Raw genomic sequence first — 17,631 nt, forward strand, 5'->3', positions numbered from 1 at the left:
TGGCATCTAGGCTTTGTACGAAAAGCCGGCGAGCGCCGGCGGTTTTCGTACAAAGCCTATGAGGTAGAGAGATGGGGGGCGTACCCCCACGTCTCAACCGGGCAGGGGCAATGCGCTGTTGCCCGCCCGCCGCCTGCTCTACACTCCTGACAAACCGGCGCGAGACGAGTTGGCATGGCGACACCCGCAATACGCTGTTCTGCAACGGGCCCGAGCGGTGCGCTCATCAAGGCCCCTTTCCGACGCCTAGGATGGCTGCTGCTATGCAGCCTGCTGCTACTGGTTGCCGGCTGCAGCACCCAGAAAGCAATCGTCACCCGCGACAGCGGTCCGGCGATCGATGGCGACAATCTCTCGATCTCGCGCATCCTGGTGATGGCCGCGGCCAAGGATGCCCTCGGCACGCCCTACCGCTGGGGTGGCAGCACCCCCGCCGGCTACGACTGCTCGGGCCTGGTACAGATGGCCTACGCCAAGATCGGCGTACCGCTGCCACGCACCGCCAACGAGCAGTACCACGCCCTGCCCGAGATCGATGTCGCCCGCCCCGGCGACCTGCTGTTCTTCGGCGGCGGCAACCGCGCTACCCATGTCGGCATCTACATGGGCCACCGCCAGATGATCCACGCCCCCGGCAGCGGGCGCACGGTGACGGTCTCGTCACTGGACGTGCGCTACTGGCGCCAGCACTATCTAGGGGCAGCGGCCCCGGCCGACTGACGCTGCTCACCGCGGCGCCAGCGCTGGCGGTCCTGCTGTGCCGAGAGCCCGAAGCAGCGCCGATACTCACGGCTGAACTGGGACAGGCTGGCGTAGCCCACGCGCTGCGCCGCCAGCGTCACCTCCAGATCCTCGCCCAGCAGTAACCGCCGTGCCTCCTGCAGGCGCAGCCGCTTCTGATACTGCAGCGGGCTCATCGCCGTGAGCGCCTTGAAGTGATGATGAAAGGCGGAGACGCTCATATGCACGCCAGCGGCCAGCTCGGCGATCGTCAATGGCTCAGCGTAATGCTCGCGCAGCCGGCGCACTGCCGCCGCGACCCGATGGGCGTGGCTCTCCTGGCTGGCGATCTGCGCCAGCCGCGCGCCCTGCTCGCCGCGCAGCAGGCGGTAGAAGATCTCGCGCCGCAGCATCGGCGCCAGTACCGGAATGTCCGCCGGCGTCTCGAGCAGCCGCAGCAGGCGCACGCAGGCCTCCAGCAGCGGCGTTTCCAGTTCGCTCACGCTGAGCCCGCGCGACGTCTCGCGGGTGGCGATGAAGGGCAGCCCAGGGTCACGGATCAGCTCGCCGATGCACTCGAGATCCAGGTCCAGGCGCAGCCCCAGATAGGGGCGTTCACGGCTGGCCTGGGTGACCTCCGCCAGCACCGGCATATCCACCGCGGCGAGCAGGCTGTGCATGGGGTCGTACTCGAACAGCGCCTCGCCCACCGCCAGCCGCTTGGCACCCTGGGCAATCACGCTGAAAACCGGATCATGAATGACATGGCGCGGCGGCTGCGGCGCATCGAACCGGTTGATGCCGAGCCCGGGAATCGCCGTAGGCAACTTGCCCTGGCGCCCGCGGGTCAGACGATCGAGCAACTCGACCAGCTCCTGGCGCAGCGCCTGGGCGTTCGCCGCGCCCCCCTCCTGGCGTGCAGGTACCGCCAACTCGCCTATCCGATAAAGCTGCACGGTCCCGCCCTCCTCTCTAGTCTAGTCGCGCCGAGCACAGCTTACGCCAAGCCGACAGCGTGCGCGGCAGCGGCCAACAAGACAGAGAGCTTTGGGCAAATATCCGACCGGATCGCGCCAGTCACCGTCCCCGACCTTGACCATACTGGAACGGCAGCGGCGGCGCTCGACGCCGCGCCTTCCATCCAAGTTTCAGGAGCACTCCCATGCGTTACAGCAAGCTCGGCAACACCGGCCTGTTCGTCTCTGAACTCTGTCTCGGCACCATGACCTTCGGCGGCGACGGCGACATGTGGCGCCAGATCGGCGACCTGCAGCAGGCGGACGCGGACAAACTGGTCGGCCGCGCGCTGGACGCCGGCATCAACTTCATCGATACCGCCGACGTCTACTCCCAGGGCCAGTCCGAGGTCATCACCGGCCAGGCGCTCAAGAACCTCGGCGTGGCGCGTGACGACGTGGTGGTGGCGACCAAGGTGTTCAGCCCCACCGGCACCAATGACCCCTACCGCTCGACCGGGGTCAACAATCGCGGCGCCTCGCGCTATCACATCATGGAGGGGGTCAAGGCGAGCCTGAAGCGGCTGCAGCTCGAGCATATCGACCTCTACCAGATTCACGGCTTCGACCCCGCCACGCCGATCGAAGAGACCGTGCGCGCCCTGCACACCCTGGTCGAGCATGGCCACGTGCGCTATGTCGGCGTCTCCAACTGGGCGGCGTGGCAGATCATGAAGGCACTGGGGATCGCCCAGCGCAACGGCTGGCACCGCTTCGAGTCGCTGCAGGCCTATTACACCGTGGCCGGGCGCGATCTGGAGCGCGAGCTGATCCCCATGCTCGAGAGCGAGGATCTGGGGCTGATGGTGTGGAGCCCGCTGGCGGGCGGGCTGCTCAGCGGCAAGTACAGCCGTGACGCCGAAGCCCAGGCCGGCGACCGCCGCGCCAGCTTCGACTTCCCGCCGGTCGACCGCGAGCGCGGCTTCGACTGCATCGACACCATGCGCGAGATCGCCGACGCCAAGGGCGTCTCGGTGGCCCAGATCGCCCTGGCCTGGCTGCTGCACCAGCCGCGCGTGACCAGCGTGATCGTCGGCGCCAAGCGCCTCGATCAGCTCGACGACAACATCGCCTCGACCGCGGTCACGCTGAGCGACGACGAACTGGCGCGGCTCGACCAGGTCAGCGCGCTGCCCGCCGAGTACCCGGGCTGGATGCTCGAGCGTCAAGGCGACTATCGCCGCGAGCAGTTGCGCCAGGCGCGCAAGCGCTGATACCGCGTCGAATCCTGCGCAGGGCTTGAGAAACGCCTGCAGCGCTACCACTTCAGTCAGAGAACGACATCCTGGGCGGCGCCGCCGCCCGGGATGTCGGGCATGTCGTTAGCGCCAGCGGTTGTTTCACACGCCCCCGGCGCTGCGTCATGATGAGCGTGCGAACCCGGCTTCACGGCCACCCCAGGTCAACAGGCAAACAGGAGAGTGTCATGGCGTTACAGCTCGGCGATACCGCCCCGGACTTCACCCAGGAGAGCACTGAAGGGCCGATCTCGTTCCACCAGTGGGCCGGCGACAGCTGGGTCATCCTGTTCTCCCACCCGGCCGACTTCACCCCGGTATGCACCACCGAACTCGGCGAAGTCTCGCGCCTCAAGCCGGAGTTCGAGCGCCGCAATACCAAGGCGATCGGTCTGTCGGTCGACCCGCTGGACGACCACCAGCGCTGGGTCGGCGATATCGAAGAGACCCAGGGCTGCGGGCTCAACTTCCCGCTGCTGGCAGATGCCGACCGCTCGGTGAGCGAGGCCTACGGCATGATCCACCCCAACGCCAGCGGCACCAACACCGTACGCTCGGTGTTCATCATCGATCCGGCCAAGAAGGTGCGCCTGACCATCACCTATCCGCCCAGCACCGGACGCAACTTCGCCGAGATCCTGCGCGTGCTCGACAGCCTGCAGCTGACCGACGGCTACAAGGTCGCCACCCCGGTCAACTGGCAGGACGGCGACGACGTCATCATCGTGCCGTCGATCGACAACGAGAAGGCCAAGGAGCTGTTCCCCAACGGCTGGGACGAGAAGAAGCCCTACCTGCGCGTGACCAAGCAGCCCAACAAATAAGCCGGCTGGCCGGCACCGTAAAAACGGCCCCATAAAAAAGCCCGCGCTCGGTGAGCGCGGGCTTTTTTTGCCCTGCCGTCTTGGCTTGCAGTGTTGTCTTGCGAGCGAGCGGAAATGGCTCAGCAGCGCGAGCAGGATTTCAGCGCCTTGCGCTCGTCGCGCGTCAGGCGCGGCCGCGCCTCGCGTGCCGGCAGGCGCAGCGTGGCCGAGCGCGCCAGCATCATCACCATGACACGCACTACGTGGGCAACCACGTAGATAACCACGGCCATGATGATCAACGCCTTGATGCGCCCTGAGATTTTCACGCTGCGTCTCCTTGCGAGAGAGATATTGGGGGGATTGACAGCAAGGATATAAGCACAAGAGTGTGACGGAAAATTGAAGGCGTCGATAATGGTCATGCCGGCTATCGATAGCCTCGTTGATCGATACCCTCGCTGATCGATAGTCTCGACTAGGCTGGACGACAGGCGATCCACGAGAGGGCCACGGCATGAACCGGCATACGCACCACGCAGCACACAAATCCCGCTTTCCGCTCGACCAGTGCCGCTGTCATCTCGAGACAGGACCGATCGTGCTGGTGGGGTCGCAGTGGCAGGACACGCGTAACCTGATGGTGATGGGCTGGCACATGATGCTCGGCTTCACCCCCGCGCATTTCGGCTGCCTGATCAGCCCCGGCAACCATAGCTATCATCTGATCCGCGAAAGCCGGGAGTGCACGATCAACGTGCCCACCGTCGATCTAGTGGATGCAGTGGTCGGCGTAGGCAACAGCGATGGCGATGAAGTCGACAAATTCGCCGCCTTCGGGCTGACGCCGCAGGCCAGTCAGGAGGTCTCGGCACCTGCGGTCGCACAGTGTTATGCCAACTTCGAGTGTCGTCTGGTGGACGATAGCCAGATCGATCGCCATGAGCTGTTCATCTGGGAGATCGTCGCCGCCCATGTCGACACTTCTCTGGAGCGACCGCGCACGCTGCACTACCGCGGCCACGGCCGTTTCATGGTCGCTGGCGACGAAATAGATCGCTCGGCGGATTTCCGGAGACAAAACCTGTGACCGAGCCTTCGGCATTCGGGTCATAGGCTCGGAGCGTCTTCTGCGGCACCGGTATCATCAATGATGAGCGTAGCGGGCGTCCCGGCGTTGGTGACCGAAGCGTGCTCGATCCGAAGCCGCGCCAGCAGGGATGGATGTGCCTAGCGGAGGCGAACATGAGAGTGCTACTGGTAGAGGATGACGAGCTACTGGCCGAAAGTCTGGCCGAGCTGCTGGACGACTCGGGCTATCGCGTCGATGTGGCCAGCGGCATGAGCACGGCCGCGGCGCTGGTGAGTACCGAAAGCTATGCGCTGGCGATCCTCGACCTGGGGTTGCCGGATGGCTCGGGCATGGCACTGCTGAGCGACTGGCGCCAGGCGCGCTGGTCGGTGCCGGTATTGATCCTGACGGCCAGGGATAGCTGGATGGACAAGGTGGAGGGGCTACGCGCCGGTGCCGACGACTACATGACCAAGCCGTTTCACGAAGAGGAGCTGCTGGCACGCTTGCAGGCACTGCTGCGCCGCCGTGTCGACACCTTCTCGCACGTTCTGGAAATCAACGGCATTTGCCTCGATGAACAGCGTCAGCAGTATCGTCTCGCCCAGGGGGACTGGCAGGGACTGACCTCGACCGAGTTCCGACTGCTGCGCTACCTGATGCGCCACCCCGATCGGGTCCATTCCAAGCCACAGCTGCTGGAGCAGCTCTATGCACTGGACCAGGACGCCGCGGCCCCCAACCTGATCGAGGTCTACATCGCCCGCCTACGCCATCGGCTCGGGCGCGAGCGCATCGTGACCCGACGCGGAGAGGGGTACATGCTTGTTTCGGCTTGATCGGCGCAGCCTGTACCTGCGTCTACTGGGCTCGCTTGCGCTGGTGGCGCTGATCGTGGTGGTCGTCACCTGGAGTCTGCACGGTATCCTGCTCAATCGCCTGGCTCAGGAGTTTCTGGCCGATCGCCTGGAGCAGGAGGCGCGCTCCAGCGTGCAGTATCTGCGTGCTCAGCATACCCCTGACAACCTAGCGGCATGGCAAGGCACGAGCACCGCCGACGTGTTCCACCACTTCTATCTGCTGAAGATAGGCGACCGCCTTCGCACTTCCCATCCCGACCTGTTGCCGACACTCGAGCCACTGCTCGAAGGGCCCGGCGGGCGAGCTAGCAAGGTGCATTGGGGCGACTATCACTTGCTCGTCTGGCGTACACACTTCGTACTCGACGACCAGCCGTCGACGCTGGTGATCGGAGAGGATTTCGCCAGCGTCGAGCGCGGGCTTTCACGCCTGCATGTCTGGGTCGGCGTCATTTCGGCGCTGGTACTGCTGCTGCTACTGATATTGAATCTGTTCGCGGTCAAGCGGGCGCTGCGCCCTTTTGCGCGCTTGAGCCATCAACTCGGCGAGCTACAGCAAGGCACCCGTGCGCGTCTCGAGATCGAGACCGTCTCCGAGCTGGATGCCCCGATCCGTCAGCTCAACGCTTTCTTGGACGATCAGAAGCGTCGCCAGCAACGCTCGCGGGAGTCGCTGGCCAACCTGTCCCATGCCATCCGGGCGCCGTTGACGGCGGTGATCCAGTCACTGCGCTCGCGCCGTGCAGTCGACGAACCGCGCCGCGCACGACTCCTGACCCGCCTTTACGATATCGACGAAAAGCTCGAGGCGGAGCTACGTCGTTCGCGTATCGCCGGTCCCAGTACCGGTCAGCAGCATACCACCGAGACAGACGTCCACTCTTTACTGGAGATGTTCACCACCCTCTATCCCGACATCGACTTCGTCCTCTCGAACGCCCCTGCACAGGCCGATTACCGCCTGCCCATGGAGCGCCAGGATGGCATGGAGATGCTGGGGATCGTTCTGGACAACGCGGGCAAATGGGCGCGTGGCCGGGTCGAGCTGACGCTGTGTGACCATCCTCCCGGCCTGCGTCTGGAAGACGACGGCCCAGGCGTAGCGGACGAGATGCTGGACACGCTGGGTCAGCGTGGCTGGCGCCTGGACGAACAGCGTCGAGGCCATGGTCTGGGGCTCTCGATCCTCGCCCAGCTCGTCGATCGCTACGGCGGCCGAGTGCGCTACGCGAAGGCGACACTGGGCGGGCTGCGCGTCGAGATCGATATCCCGACGGCCTGAGAGGGTGTTTACAAAATGCCTGCGCTCGACAATACGGCGTTGAAATCGACCTCAAAATACTCATTTACCCCTTGTAAACTCCGCTTTTTCGGCCGATTTCGCCTTGTCTTGCCTTCGCTCGTCGAATTTGTAAACACCCTCTGAGGGGACATCGAAAAACGTCACGTTGACGATGCCGACAGTGGCGTTTTTCAGGTTCCTCTCAGCAAGCAGGCGCAGGATGCAGACAATGTCTGCTGCGGAGCTTGCTCATGAAAGCCCTACTGATCACCAGTCTGCTCATTCTCACCTCCCCGGCGCTGGCCGATGCCAGTCACGACCACACTTCCGACTCTGCTTCCGCCTCGGGCGACGCATCGGCGGTGACGCGCACTATCGAGATCAAGGCCGGAAGCATGTGGTTCGACCCCGCTCGACTGCAGATTGCCCCGGGGGCCACCGTGCGCTTTCGCATTCAGAACGTATCCATGCTCCCCCACGAGTTCTCGATCGGCAGCGCCGACATGCAGCGCCGACACCAAGAGATGATGCAACACAACGACGGCCGTCACGGTGCAGGCCATCACGGCGATGGCCACGACGACATGATGTCGACATCGGTCACCATCGAGCCCGGTGCCACGCAAACCCTGATATGGACCGCGCCCCTTCAGGGGGAGCGTGTCGAGTACGCCTGCTTCCTCCCCGGCCATTACGAAGCCGGCATGAAGGGTGTCGTGACGCTGAGTTCAGCGTCGTGAGCCGTGCGCGCCCCTCAGTCACCTGGAGCTGTCTGTCATGACATCACGTGTAACGGATGAAAGTCGCCGCCGCCTACTCCTGGCCCTGGCCGGGACGGGAGCGCTGGCAGGGCTGGAGGCACTGCTGCCGGGCTACGCCCGCGGGGCGCCGCTGACCCCGCGGGCGGGTAATGCGGCACAGGTGAATGGCGGTGTGCCCGGCCCGGTCCTGCTGGATTTCGACGTGCGTCGTGAACGCGTCGCCATCGCTGGCGGCCATGGCAGCGGTATTACCATCAACCGTTCGATCCCGGCCCCACTGGTCGAGTTGTGGGAAGGGCAGCAGGCCCATCTACGCATCCACAATCATCTCGATGAAGACACCTCGATCCACTGGCATGGCCTGCTGTTGCCCTTCCAGATGGATGGTGTGCCCGGGGTTTCCTTTCCCGGCATCGCGCCGGGCGAGACCTTCGAGGTGCGCTTTCCCGTTCGCCAGAGTGGTACCTACTGGTATCACAGCCACTCCGGCATGCAGGAGCAGAAAGGGCTGACCGGCCCGCTGGTGGTTCATCCTGCGTCACCGCACCGTGTCACGGCGGACCGGGAGTTCGTGGTCATGCTCAACGACTGGACCTTCGACGACCCGCACCGAATCATGGCCCGGCTGAAAAGCTCGGGGGAGTACTACAACTTCAACCAGCGCACGGTGGGAGATTTCTTCGACGCGGTGGAGAAGGAGGGCTGGGCCGCTACCGTCAGAGATCGTCTGGCCTGGAACAACATGCGCATGAGCCCTCGCGATATCGCCGACGTCACGGGCGCCACCTACAGCTATCTCATGAACGGGCTGCATCCTGCCGTGGGCTGGGAGGGCGTGTTCCGTCCCGGCGAGCGTATCCGGCTGCGGGTGATCAACGCCTCGGCGATGACCTATTTCAATTTCCGCATCCCGGGGCTGGCCATGACGGTTGTCGGCGCCGATGGCGAGCAGGTCGAACCGGTCGACACCGATGAGTTCCAGATCGGTGTGGCAGAAACCTATGATGTCATCGTCGAACCACAGGCGGATCGAGCGTATACGCTGGTGGCGGAGTCGATGGATCGAAGCGGTCAGGCTCTGGGCACGCTGACGCCTCGCCCCGGTATGCGCGCGGCGGTGCCAGACCTTCGAAAGCCGCCCCAGCGCACCATGATGGACATGGGCATGGACCACGGTGGCATGGCCGGCATGGCCGGCATGTCTGGCATGACCCATGGCGCCTCAGCCTCGAAGGGCATGGACCACGGCGGCATGGCCGGCATGTCTGGCATGAACCACGGCGCCTCAGCTTCGAAGGGCATGGACCACGGCGGCATGGCCGGCATGAACCACGGTGCGATGGAAGCAGGCGGTGGCATGGGCCCGGTCGTGGGTCAACATGGCCCCGGCGATCATGGCCCGGGCAACATCAACGTGGCTGAGACGCTACGCTATCGACTGGGCGAGCCGGGGACAGGACTCGAAGACGTCGGTCATCGCGTCCTCACCTACAGCCAGTTGCGTAACGTCCGGCCCATGCGCGATCAGCGTCCGCCGTCACGTACCATCGAGCTGCATCTGACCGGCAACATGGAGCGTTACATGTGGTCGTTCGACGGCGTGAAGTACTCCGAATCCGAACCCATCGATATCGTGCTGGGAGACCGGATCCGACTGGTGTTGATCAACGACACCATGATGGAGCATCCCATTCACCTGCACGGCATGTTCATGGAGCTGGAGAACGGTCAGGGAGATCGGCTCCCCTTCAAGCACACCCTGAGCGTGCTGCCGGCGTCGCGTGCCTCGCTGTTGTTGACGGCAGACGAGCCGGGACGCTGGGCCTTCCACTGTCATCTGCTGTATCACATGGATGCCGGCATGTTCCGGGTCGTACGCGTCGCACCGGCGGAGGTCCTGTCTCATGTCTGATTCGAGGATTGTCTCGTGTGGCTTACTGACGCTGGCGCTTGCGCTGCCGTCGCTTGCAACGGCCGGTCAGCATGGTCGTGCCAGTGTGGACAGCGTGATCCCCGAAGGGCCGCTCAGTGCGCATAGCGGCTCACCGGCCGACTGGCCCGAGCCTCTTTATGACGATGCGATCTTCAGTCAGGTGATGGTCGACCGACTCGAATATCGCGACAGTGCCGGTGCGCCCAACGCCTGGCTGTGGGATGCCCAGGGCTGGGTCGGTAACGATACGCAGCGCTTCTGGTGGAAAAGCGAGGGGGAAGGGCCGATCAATGGTGGCAGCCCGGAGAGCAGCAACCTGGAGCTGCTTTATAGCCGCATCATCTCGCCCTTCTGGAACCTGCAGGCGGGGGTGCGCCAGAACTTCAATCCCGACCCGGATCGACGCTTTGCGGTGATCGGTCTGCAGGGGCTGGCCCCTCTGATGCTGGAGACCGATACGGCGCTCTACGTCAGTGATGACGGTGACGTCAGCATGGGTGCTGAGTTCGAATACGACATGCTCCTTACCCAGCGGTGGGTGTTGCAGCCGCGTATGGAGGTCTCGGCATCACTGCAGGATGTTCCGGAATACGGCCTCCGGCAGGGGCTCAACAGCAGCGAGGTTGGCCTGCGTTTGCGTTATGAACTGATGCGCGAGATCAGCCCTTATATCGGCGTGAGTCATGAGCGTGACCACGATCACGACGAATCTACCACCGCGCTGGTGGTCGGGCTGCGCGCCTGGTACTGATCTTCGAGGCATGATCGGGCATTTCGATCGGCGCCAGCGACACCTCCGGTCAACATTGTCTATTTTTAAACGCGGCGGGGTTTTAAAAGCGGCGGATATGAGCGATTTGCCCGCCTGAGGCCACATGCGATGACAGGACGTCACGGATAACAGGGAGATCTCCCATGAGCAGCACAGCCACTGACAGCAGAGATGGCCAGCATCGAAAGGCTATCCTCTATCGCATGGTGATGACCGACCACCGCTGCCCCTTCGGACTCAAGACGAAAGCGCTGCTGGCGCGCAAGGGCTTCGAGGTCGAGGATCACTGGCTGACCTCCCGCGAGGAGGTCGATCGCTTCAAGGCCGAGCACGGGGTCGATACAACGCCGCAGACCTTCATCGGCGGCGAGCGTATCGGTGGCTACACCGAGGTGCGCGAGTATTTTGGCAAGCGTGTGAAAAAAGAGGGCGAGACCACTTATCAGCCGGTCATCGCCATCTTCGCCGTCGCCTTCCTGACGGGGCTGGCCATCAGTTGGGCGGTGTATGGCAGCGTCTTCACCGGTCGCGCGCTGGAGTGGTTCATTGCCGTGGCGATGACGCTGCTGGGGGTGCAAAAGCTGCAGGATGTCGAGAGCTTCTCGACCATGTTCCTCAACTACGATCTGCTCGCACAGCGCCACGTGCGCTACGGCTACGTCTACCCCTTCGCCGAAACCCTGGCCGGGGTCTTGATGATCGCCGGCACGCTGATCTGGATCGCTGCGCCGGTGGCGCTGATCATCGGCGGCGTGGGGGCCGTCTCGGTGTTCAAGGCGGTCTATATCGACAAGCGCGAGCTGAAGTGTGCCTGTGTGGGCGGTAACAGCAACGTGCCGCTGGGTTTTCTGTCACTGACCGAAAACCTGATGATGATATTGATGGGTCTCTGGATGCCGCTGCGAATGCTGGCAGGATGACCTGCCAGTGCCCCCGACAGCGTCGCTGTCCACGGCCACCGCTCTTGGCTTGCGGGGGCCGACTGCCGGCAGAATGCCAGGCATATCCCGCGAGGAGCGCCCCATGACGTCTCGTACCCTGCATCGCCACCACCACTGGGTCCTCGACATGGACGGGACGCGAAAGGTGCGAGGCGAATCAACGACATGTCAAAACGGATGAAGAAATTGCCGTGCAGACGACCCTAGCATCTGCCCTTCACGAGCCATCGTCCGCCGTGGGATACCAGCGTTTCAGCTCGACATCTGCACTGGGATAGCCAGCCACAACTGCGAGCTGTACGTCCTCCCGTAAAGCGCGTTGATGTACCGACCAGCCCGGCCAGGAACTCAGCCGGTGATGGTGATCGTCTATGCGCCACGCTCCAGCTTGCCACGTGCATTCGATCGAAGCAGGTGACACGCTCAGCCCCTTGCCCAGCGCTTTCAACCAGGCTTCCTTGAGCGTCCAGCGCCGGATAAAGGCTTGGCCTCTGTCCGCCGCCGCAAAGGATTCGTGATGGGCCTTCTCCGCTTCACTGAAACACAGCCCGATGAGGGGCTGAGGATCAGGCAACGTCGAGGATGTCTCGATATCCACACCGACCTCCCCGCCCCTGGAGACGGCAACCGCGGCGCACGTCGAGATATGCGATAGATTGACATACAGCGGCGCCAGTGTGGGATTGAGAATCCACGGCTTACCAAAGTCATTTGTCTGAAAGCGCCAGGATGCCGGCTCGACATGCGGCTCGTATCGACTCAAGACCCAGCGCAGCATGACGTGACTGACCAGATATTGGCGACGTGAGTCCCGGTATCGAAAAGCAGCCATCGCATCACGTTCCTGCGCTGACAGGAGACCGGCGAGGCTGGCAGGAAGCACACATTGTCGCGGGTCGCAAAACCAAATCTCGATATGACGCCTATCGGACCCGACTGCCATCGCTCATCTCCCTGTGCCGTCGAGGGGGCCGGTTCTGCCCGCAACTGCCAAGGCTAACGTTCACTCGATTCCCCTTTTCATCCCCACTGAGACGCTTCCCTCTCGCGCCTGCAGGCGCAGGGCCACGACCAGCGCCAGCAGCGCCAGCGCACCACCACTGATAAAGCCACCCGCGTAGCCGATCTGCGCGGTGAGCGTAACCAGAAACGAGGACGCCAGCATTTCACCGAGATCGCGAGTGCTTTGGACCGCCGTCACATCGGTGCCCGCCTGGCTGCCCTGACCGGCGACGCGCATCGCTGCCGTCAGTATTGCTACCGAGGTGATGCCGCTGGACAGCGAACCGATGATCACGCAAGTCCACACCAACTCGTCGCTCAGCGTGAGCCAGCGCCCGGCCTGCAGAGACCAGAGCAGGGCCGAGCATCCGCCGAGTACCACCCCGAAGGCCAATCCCCACCACAGACCAACGTGCCGGATCAACCACGCGCCGCCCCCGCAGCCCAGGAACACCGTGACCAGCCCGCCGCTCATGCCCAGCCGGCCAATGTCCTGCAGCGCCCAGCCGGCATCGCTCAGGTAGAGCTTGGAGAGGCCGAAGCCGGATACCGCGGTCATCGCCGACAGCAATGCCAGCACCAGCAGCGACGACGCCAACGGCCGGCGCAGGAAGCACGACAGGCTGGCCTTGGCAGCCGCCCCCGGCGGACGCTCGCGAGGGTCTTCCCGATCCAGTGCGAACACGCAGCACAAGCTTGCCAGCGGCACACAGGCCAGGATCAAACAGGACACCCGCGTACTCAGTTGACCACTGAGAATCAGACTGCCGGCGCCACCGGCGAAGAAACCGATCATCACCCCAGCGATCTGGATAGCGTTGACCTTGGCCAGCAGATCACCGCTGAAGTGCTCCGCCGCCATGCCGTCGGTGGCGATGTCCTGGGTCGCACTGGCCAGCGACGCCACTGCCAGTAGCCCTACCGCCCAGCCAGCGTTATCCACGCCGATCCCGAGCGCGGCAAGGCTAAGCAGGCAGACGACAACGCCGCCCTGCATCGGCAATATCCAGCTGCGCCGCCGACCGAGCCGTCGCGACCAATGGTTGTCGACCCAAGGTGCCCAGAGGAACTTGAGCACCCAGGGCAACCCCACCAGCGGCAGGAAGGCCAGCGCACGCAGCGGCGCGCCCTCCTGGCGCAGCAGCGTCGGCAACGCGTCCATGGCCAAGCCGATGGGAATGCCTTGCGACAGGTAAAGCAACGCCAGGGTGACGACCAGGCGGCGGTGACGATACAGCTCAAGCATGGCGATCTCCGATGATCCGAGAGTGGCTTAAATGTCGAGCGGCCCGAGCTTGCTTACAGACATGGCGGATGAGCAGCAAGCCGCAGCAGAGCAGCGTCACATCCGCTCCCAGGGTGGGTAACCGCCCTTGGCTCAACCAGAGGATGAGATGCATGACCGCAGCCGTCAGGCAGGCCAGCCCCGCGCTGCCGAGCAGCCAGCGCGTCGGTGGCCACCCCTTGATGGGGGCCAGCGCCGCGAGCACGCAGGCGGACCATACGCCGACGAGCAGTCGGCCCGGCCAGGGGCCGCTCAGTATGCTTTGCGGCAGGAGTTGCAGTGCCAAAAGAAGCAGCGCCGCGGCGGTGACCAGACCGACGCAGACGCCCTGGCTCAGGCGCAGGAGAATCGTCACGCGCGCCGCTGACGCCGCCCGTCGCCGTTGCAGCCACAGATACAGCCCCGTGGCACAGAGCAGGCAGGCGCCGAGTCCCATGGTCAGATGCAGGCCGCGCAGCACGGCCGACCAGCCCGGCCCCAGCCATTGATAGTGAGCGAAGTGCAAGGGCTGCACGGCGATGAAGGCGCGCAGCCAGGCACCCCGCTGCGCCGAACTGTGTTCCTCGAGGAGCGTGCCATCAGCGAGCCGGTAGCGGTGGCGCTCGAAATTGGCGGTACTCGGCAAGCCCCGCTGCACCCCCGCGATCTCCACGCTGGCTGCAGCGTCGTCAGCGTTGACGAGGGTCAACCGCTGCGCCATGAAGCCCGGCGACCGTGCGGCATCGCGAGCCAGCAGCGCATCGAGATCGACGCGCGTCTCGAGCGGCCTGCCCACGGCGGCCGGAGGAGGCGCCCCCATGAGCGCCGCGAAGACCTGCCGAGGCTGCTCGGGATAGGCCACCGGCGCCAGCAGCAGCGTGCCCAGCGCCCCCAATCCGCTCAGAGCCCCGGTGAGACTGAACAGCAACAGCCACGGCAGCCCCCATAGGCCAATGAGGCCATGCAGGTCGAATAGCGCCAGGCGCAGACCACGATCACGCCGCCAGCGCCATAGCTCACGCCAGCGGCGACCATGCAACAGCACGCCAGCCACACAGAGAACGAACAGCAGCACGCCGGACAGACTGATCACCACCCGTCCCGGAAAGCCGATGAAGAGGCTCTTGTGGAGATTCAGCAGGATATCCAACGACGGGATGTCGTCGAGTCGCCGACCATCGTGCGCATCGAACGTAAGCTGACAGTTCAAATGCGCATCGCAGACGCGGAAGGCGGCACGCTCGGCACTGGGGAGCACGATGCTGACATGGCGCGTATCGACGCCCGCTTCGCGTGCCCGGGCCACGGCCCGCTCGATCGTCATGCGTGTTGACGATACCGGCGGTGGACGCAGCCAGTCGTTCAACACCTCGTGCCCGAGACTCCAGGCACCGCTGAACAGCACCACGAAGAGCACCACGCCGAACAGGGCCCCCGCGCCACCATGCAGTGCCAACAGCAGGGCACGATTGGGCATGGCCATCTCAACGGGCTCCCGTCAGCAGACCCAGCGCCAGGCCCAGCAGAAGCAGGGCTACACCGAGCCTCCCGGCCATGGCGTCGGCATCCGGCGCCAGCAGCTCGGCGACCAGCAACAGCAGACCTACGGCCAGGGCACCGAAGAGTCCGGCGTAGAGCCGCTCCAGCGGCTCATATCCGACCAACCCTCGCGTGAGCTGGTCTCCCGTCGCCGCCGCGGCGATCAGGCTGACCGTGGTGGCGAAAGGCACCCGCCAGACCCAGCCGAATGTCTGCCGGCGCGGCATCAGAAAGTCCCCCTCAAGCTGAGCATGAGGCTGCGCGGCTCGCCGTAGCGGTTGTTCCAGCTGGGACTGAACAGGCTCTGATAGTAGGTGCGGTCGAAGACGTTGTCGGCATTGAGGGCCGCCGTCCAGTGCTCGTCGATGCGATATCCCAGGCGCGCGTTGACCAGTGCATAGCCGCCCTGATGCAGCGTCACGCCACCGGAATCGACGCTGTAGTCACTCTGCGCCTGGACGCCAGCGCCGACGCTCCAGCGCCGCGCTTGCCAGGGCAGGTCGTAATTGCTCCACAAGCGCAGGAGATGGTGCGGCGTGAAGGAGGCGTAACGGTCACCGGAGGCGGACTGAGTGTCCTTGAGATATTCGGTGGTGGTGTAGGTATAGCCCGCTGACAGGCTCCAGTTGGGCGTCAGGTAACCGGTACCCTCGAGTTCGAAGCCCTCGCTGCGCACCTTGCCGCCACTGATGTAGTAGGTCGTACGGCCGGCACCGGGATGCTCGGGGTCGACTTGCGGGTTGTTCTCCAGGTCGATGCGAAACGCCGCCAGAGACAGCGTCAAACGGTCATCGGCGAAGGAGGCCTTGATGCCGGTCTCATAGGTCTTGCCCTCGACCGGCTTCAGCAGCTCGCCGCTCCAGGTGCGACCGGTCTGCGGCTGATAGACCTCGGCATAGCTGGCATACCAGGACCAGTCGCGGGCGAAGTCCCAGATCAGACCGCCATAGGGCGTGAATTGACGGCCCGGCGCGAAACGCGTTACCGGGGTTTCCTGCTCCCACCAGCTTTCCCGCCCCCCGGCCACCAGGGTGACGGGCTCGGCCAACTTGAAGCGTCCCAGGGCATAGAGGCCCTTCTGCGTGGTAGTGGTCGTCCCGCGAGAGCTGTACTGGCCGATTCGGGGACGCGGCACACTGGACGGGTCCCAGCGATAGACGTTGACCGGCGTGGCGGCCAGATCGAGAAACGGAGCGGACTCATCGCGGCTCTCGCTTTGGGCGTAGGTCACGCCGCCGAGCAGCTCGTGCGTCGCCCCCAGCCACGTCACGGGGCCCTTGAGATTGGCGTCGAAGCTGCGCTGGATCGTCGAGAACCTGTAGGCGGCCCCGGTCAGATAGCCGCCATCGCCGGTGTCAGGATCGATGGCACCGTAGGCGCCGGCATAGCGCAATTGGGAGTCCGCATGCTGGTACTCGGCACTCAGCTTGCCTGTCCAGCCCCGCCCGAGCTGCTGCTCCAGCGAGCCGAACGCACGGTAGGTCTCCCAGTCGAAGCGGTCCCAGTCGACGTCGAGATAGGTATCCCGGGGGAGCCCGAGACTGGAGCCGTCCTTGGCCATGGGCACGCCGGCCATGTTGGTCGTCGATTCGATGTTCTGATACTGCGCGCCGAGGGTCAGCAGCGTCCTGGGCGTCAGATCGAACTCGGTCACCCCGTAGAGCAGACGTGTGCCCTGATCCGCCGTGTCGTAGAAGTAATCTCGGTCCTCATAAGCCGCCACCGCCCGACCGCGAACCTTGCCGCTCGGCGTGAGCGGCCCACCCACATCGAACTCGGCGCGGTAGCGATCCCAGCTTCCGGCCTGCAGGTTGGTGCTGGCGGTGAACTCCCGCTGAGGCTTCTTGCGCACCAGGTTGACGGTGGCCGCCGGATTGCCGGTGCCGTGCAGCAGACCGTTGGAGCCGCGCAGGATCTCTACCCGCTCGTAGATCGCCATGTCCTGAGGCGAACTGGCAGTGTCACCCAGTAGCGCCGGCACGCCGTCGAACTCGAAGGAGTCGATCTTGAAGCCGCGCACATAATAGGCCGTGGTGAGCTGCTCGAACGGCCTCACGGTGACGCCAGTGGCCTGCTTCATGGTCTCTTCGAGACTGGACAGATTCTGCTCGTCTAGGCGCTCTCGGTCGATGACGCTGGCCGACTGCGGCAGCTCGCGCGGACTGAGTGGCATCCTGGCAAGCGTGGTCACCCCCGGCGCTTCACTGCCGGCGGGGCGCGCGCCCTCGACCACGACGTCCTGCAGCTTCACGCTGCCGGCCGAGTGGTTTGCCGCCGTTGCCGTATCCGAGGACGTGTCGTCGGCACGGTCATCCGCAAGCGAAGTGGCAACTCCCAACGGGTTCATCAATAACAGCCCCATGCAGAGGGGTGCGTAACGGTTATGGTTCATCGATTGGCGTTCCCTGGTCGTTCTCGTTTTTGCTTA

General features: G+C 64.4%; 17 protein-coding genes. 10 read left to right on the forward strand and 7 right to left on the reverse strand.

The genetic code is table 11. The annotated features are described in order from the left end of the window. The first annotated feature begins 174 nt into the window (after nucleotides 1–174). Nucleotides 175–720 carry a C40 family peptidase gene (locus tag ABV408_RS17640; RefSeq protein WP_353980184.1) on the forward strand — a complete coding sequence of 182 codons (546 nt, stop codon included), beginning with the start codon at nucleotides 175–177 and terminating at the stop codon, nucleotides 718–720. Here ABV408_RS17640 and ABV408_RS17645 read toward each other — a convergent pair. Beyond that, nucleotides 690–1,652 carry an AraC family transcriptional regulator gene (locus ABV408_RS17645; RefSeq protein WP_353980185.1) on the reverse strand — a complete coding sequence of 321 codons (963 nt, stop codon included), beginning with the start codon at nucleotides 1,650–1,652 and terminating at the stop codon, nucleotides 690–692. The two genes, ABV408_RS17640 and ABV408_RS17645, sit on opposite strands and share 31 nt — an antisense overlap. A 230-nt stretch (nucleotides 1,653–1,882) precedes the next feature. Here ABV408_RS17645 and ABV408_RS17650 point away from each other — a divergent pair, with 230 nt between their 5' ends. Together ABV408_RS17650 and ABV408_RS17655 are read left to right on the forward strand one after the other, a co-directional pair. Beyond that, complete coding sequence (locus tag ABV408_RS17650; RefSeq protein ID WP_353980186.1) at nucleotides 1,883–2,950, forward strand: aldo/keto reductase; 1,068 nt, start codon at nucleotides 1,883–1,885, stop codon at nucleotides 2,948–2,950. Between the two features lie 212 nt (nucleotides 2,951–3,162). Continuing rightward, nucleotides 3,163–3,798 (forward strand): peroxiredoxin, encoded by a 636-nt coding sequence (locus ABV408_RS17655; RefSeq protein WP_035475066.1) that lies wholly within the window; start codon nucleotides 3,163–3,165, stop codon nucleotides 3,796–3,798. Between the two features lie 119 nt (nucleotides 3,799–3,917). Here the strand turns inward: ABV408_RS17655 and ABV408_RS17660 are convergent, their stop codons facing one another. Further along, nucleotides 3,918–4,106: a hypothetical protein gene (locus ABV408_RS17660; protein ID WP_353980187.1), complete on the reverse strand. Its 189-nt coding sequence runs from the start codon at nucleotides 4,104–4,106 to the stop codon at nucleotides 3,918–3,920. 188 nt (nucleotides 4,107–4,294) lie between these two features. Here ABV408_RS17660 and ABV408_RS17665 point away from each other — a divergent pair, with 188 nt between their 5' ends. The 7 genes from ABV408_RS17665 to ABV408_RS17695 all read left to right on the forward strand — a co-directional run bounded on the left by ABV408_RS17665 (nucleotide 4,295) and on the right by ABV408_RS17695 (nucleotide 11,377). Continuing rightward, nucleotides 4,295–4,867, forward strand: a complete 573-nt coding sequence (locus ABV408_RS17665; protein ID WP_353980188.1) for a flavin reductase family protein — start codon at nucleotides 4,295–4,297, stop codon at nucleotides 4,865–4,867. Between the two features lie 155 nt (nucleotides 4,868–5,022). Next, nucleotides 5,023–5,688, forward strand: coding sequence for a response regulator transcription factor (locus ABV408_RS17670; protein ID WP_353980189.1), 666 nt, complete (start codon nucleotides 5,023–5,025; stop codon nucleotides 5,686–5,688). Further along, complete coding sequence (locus ABV408_RS17675; RefSeq protein WP_353980190.1) at nucleotides 5,675–6,991, forward strand: sensor histidine kinase; 1,317 nt, start codon at nucleotides 5,675–5,677, stop codon at nucleotides 6,989–6,991. The genes ABV408_RS17670 and ABV408_RS17675 overlap by 14 nt, the downstream gene beginning before the upstream one ends. Before the next feature lie 251 nt (nucleotides 6,992–7,242). After that, on the forward strand, nucleotides 7,243–7,731 hold the full coding sequence (locus ABV408_RS17680) for a plastocyanin/azurin family copper-binding protein (protein ID WP_353980191.1): 489 nt from the start codon (nucleotides 7,243–7,245) through the stop codon (nucleotides 7,729–7,731). Between the two features lie 37 nt (nucleotides 7,732–7,768). Next, complete coding sequence (locus ABV408_RS17685; protein WP_353980192.1) at nucleotides 7,769–9,664, forward strand: copper resistance system multicopper oxidase; 1,896 nt, start codon at nucleotides 7,769–7,771, stop codon at nucleotides 9,662–9,664. Continuing rightward, nucleotides 9,657–10,436 carry a copper resistance protein B gene (locus ABV408_RS17690; protein WP_353980193.1) on the forward strand — a complete coding sequence of 260 codons (780 nt, stop codon included), beginning with the start codon at nucleotides 9,657–9,659 and terminating at the stop codon, nucleotides 10,434–10,436. The genes ABV408_RS17685 and ABV408_RS17690 overlap by 8 nt, the downstream gene beginning before the upstream one ends. A gap of 164 nt (nucleotides 10,437–10,600) precedes the next feature. Beyond that, the gene (locus tag ABV408_RS17695) at nucleotides 10,601–11,377 is read left to right on the forward strand and encodes a MauE/DoxX family redox-associated membrane protein (RefSeq protein WP_353980194.1); all 777 of its coding nucleotides are present in this window, start codon (nucleotides 10,601–10,603) and stop codon (nucleotides 11,375–11,377) included. Between the two features lie 238 nt (nucleotides 11,378–11,615). Here ABV408_RS17695 and ABV408_RS17700 read toward each other — a convergent pair whose 3' ends face one another. The 5 genes from ABV408_RS17700 to ABV408_RS17720 are packed head-to-tail and all read right to left on the reverse strand — an operon-like array spanning nucleotide 11,616 to nucleotide 17,595. Further along, on the reverse strand, nucleotides 11,616–12,341 hold the full coding sequence (locus tag ABV408_RS17700; RefSeq protein ID WP_353980195.1) for a 4'-phosphopantetheinyl transferase superfamily protein: 726 nt from the start codon (nucleotides 12,339–12,341) through the stop codon (nucleotides 11,616–11,618). Between the two features lie 60 nt (nucleotides 12,342–12,401). After that, the gene (locus ABV408_RS17705; protein WP_353980196.1) at nucleotides 12,402–13,646 is read right to left on the reverse strand and encodes a RhtX/FptX family siderophore transporter; all 1,245 of its coding nucleotides are present in this window, start codon (nucleotides 13,644–13,646) and stop codon (nucleotides 12,402–12,404) included. After that, nucleotides 13,639–15,147, reverse strand: coding sequence for a PepSY-associated TM helix domain-containing protein (locus ABV408_RS17710; RefSeq protein ID WP_353980197.1), 1,509 nt, complete (start codon nucleotides 15,145–15,147; stop codon nucleotides 13,639–13,641). Before ABV408_RS17710 ends, ABV408_RS17705 begins: the two co-directional genes overlap by 8 nt. A 1-nt stretch (nucleotide 15,148) precedes the next feature. Next, nucleotides 15,149–15,430 carry a hypothetical protein gene (locus ABV408_RS17715; RefSeq protein ID WP_353980198.1) on the reverse strand — a complete coding sequence of 94 codons (282 nt, stop codon included), beginning with the start codon at nucleotides 15,428–15,430 and terminating at the stop codon, nucleotides 15,149–15,151. Next, nucleotides 15,430–17,595, reverse strand: a complete 2,166-nt coding sequence (locus tag ABV408_RS17720; RefSeq protein WP_353980199.1) for a TonB-dependent siderophore receptor — start codon at nucleotides 17,593–17,595, stop codon at nucleotides 15,430–15,432. Before ABV408_RS17720 ends, ABV408_RS17715 begins: the two co-directional genes overlap by 1 nt. Between the last annotated feature and the right edge of the window lie 36 nt (nucleotides 17,596–17,631).

The sequence above is a fragment of the Salinicola endophyticus genome (genome assembly GCF_040536835.1).
GTDB lineage: Bacteria > Pseudomonadota > Gammaproteobacteria > Pseudomonadales > Halomonadaceae > Salinicola > Salinicola endophyticus_A.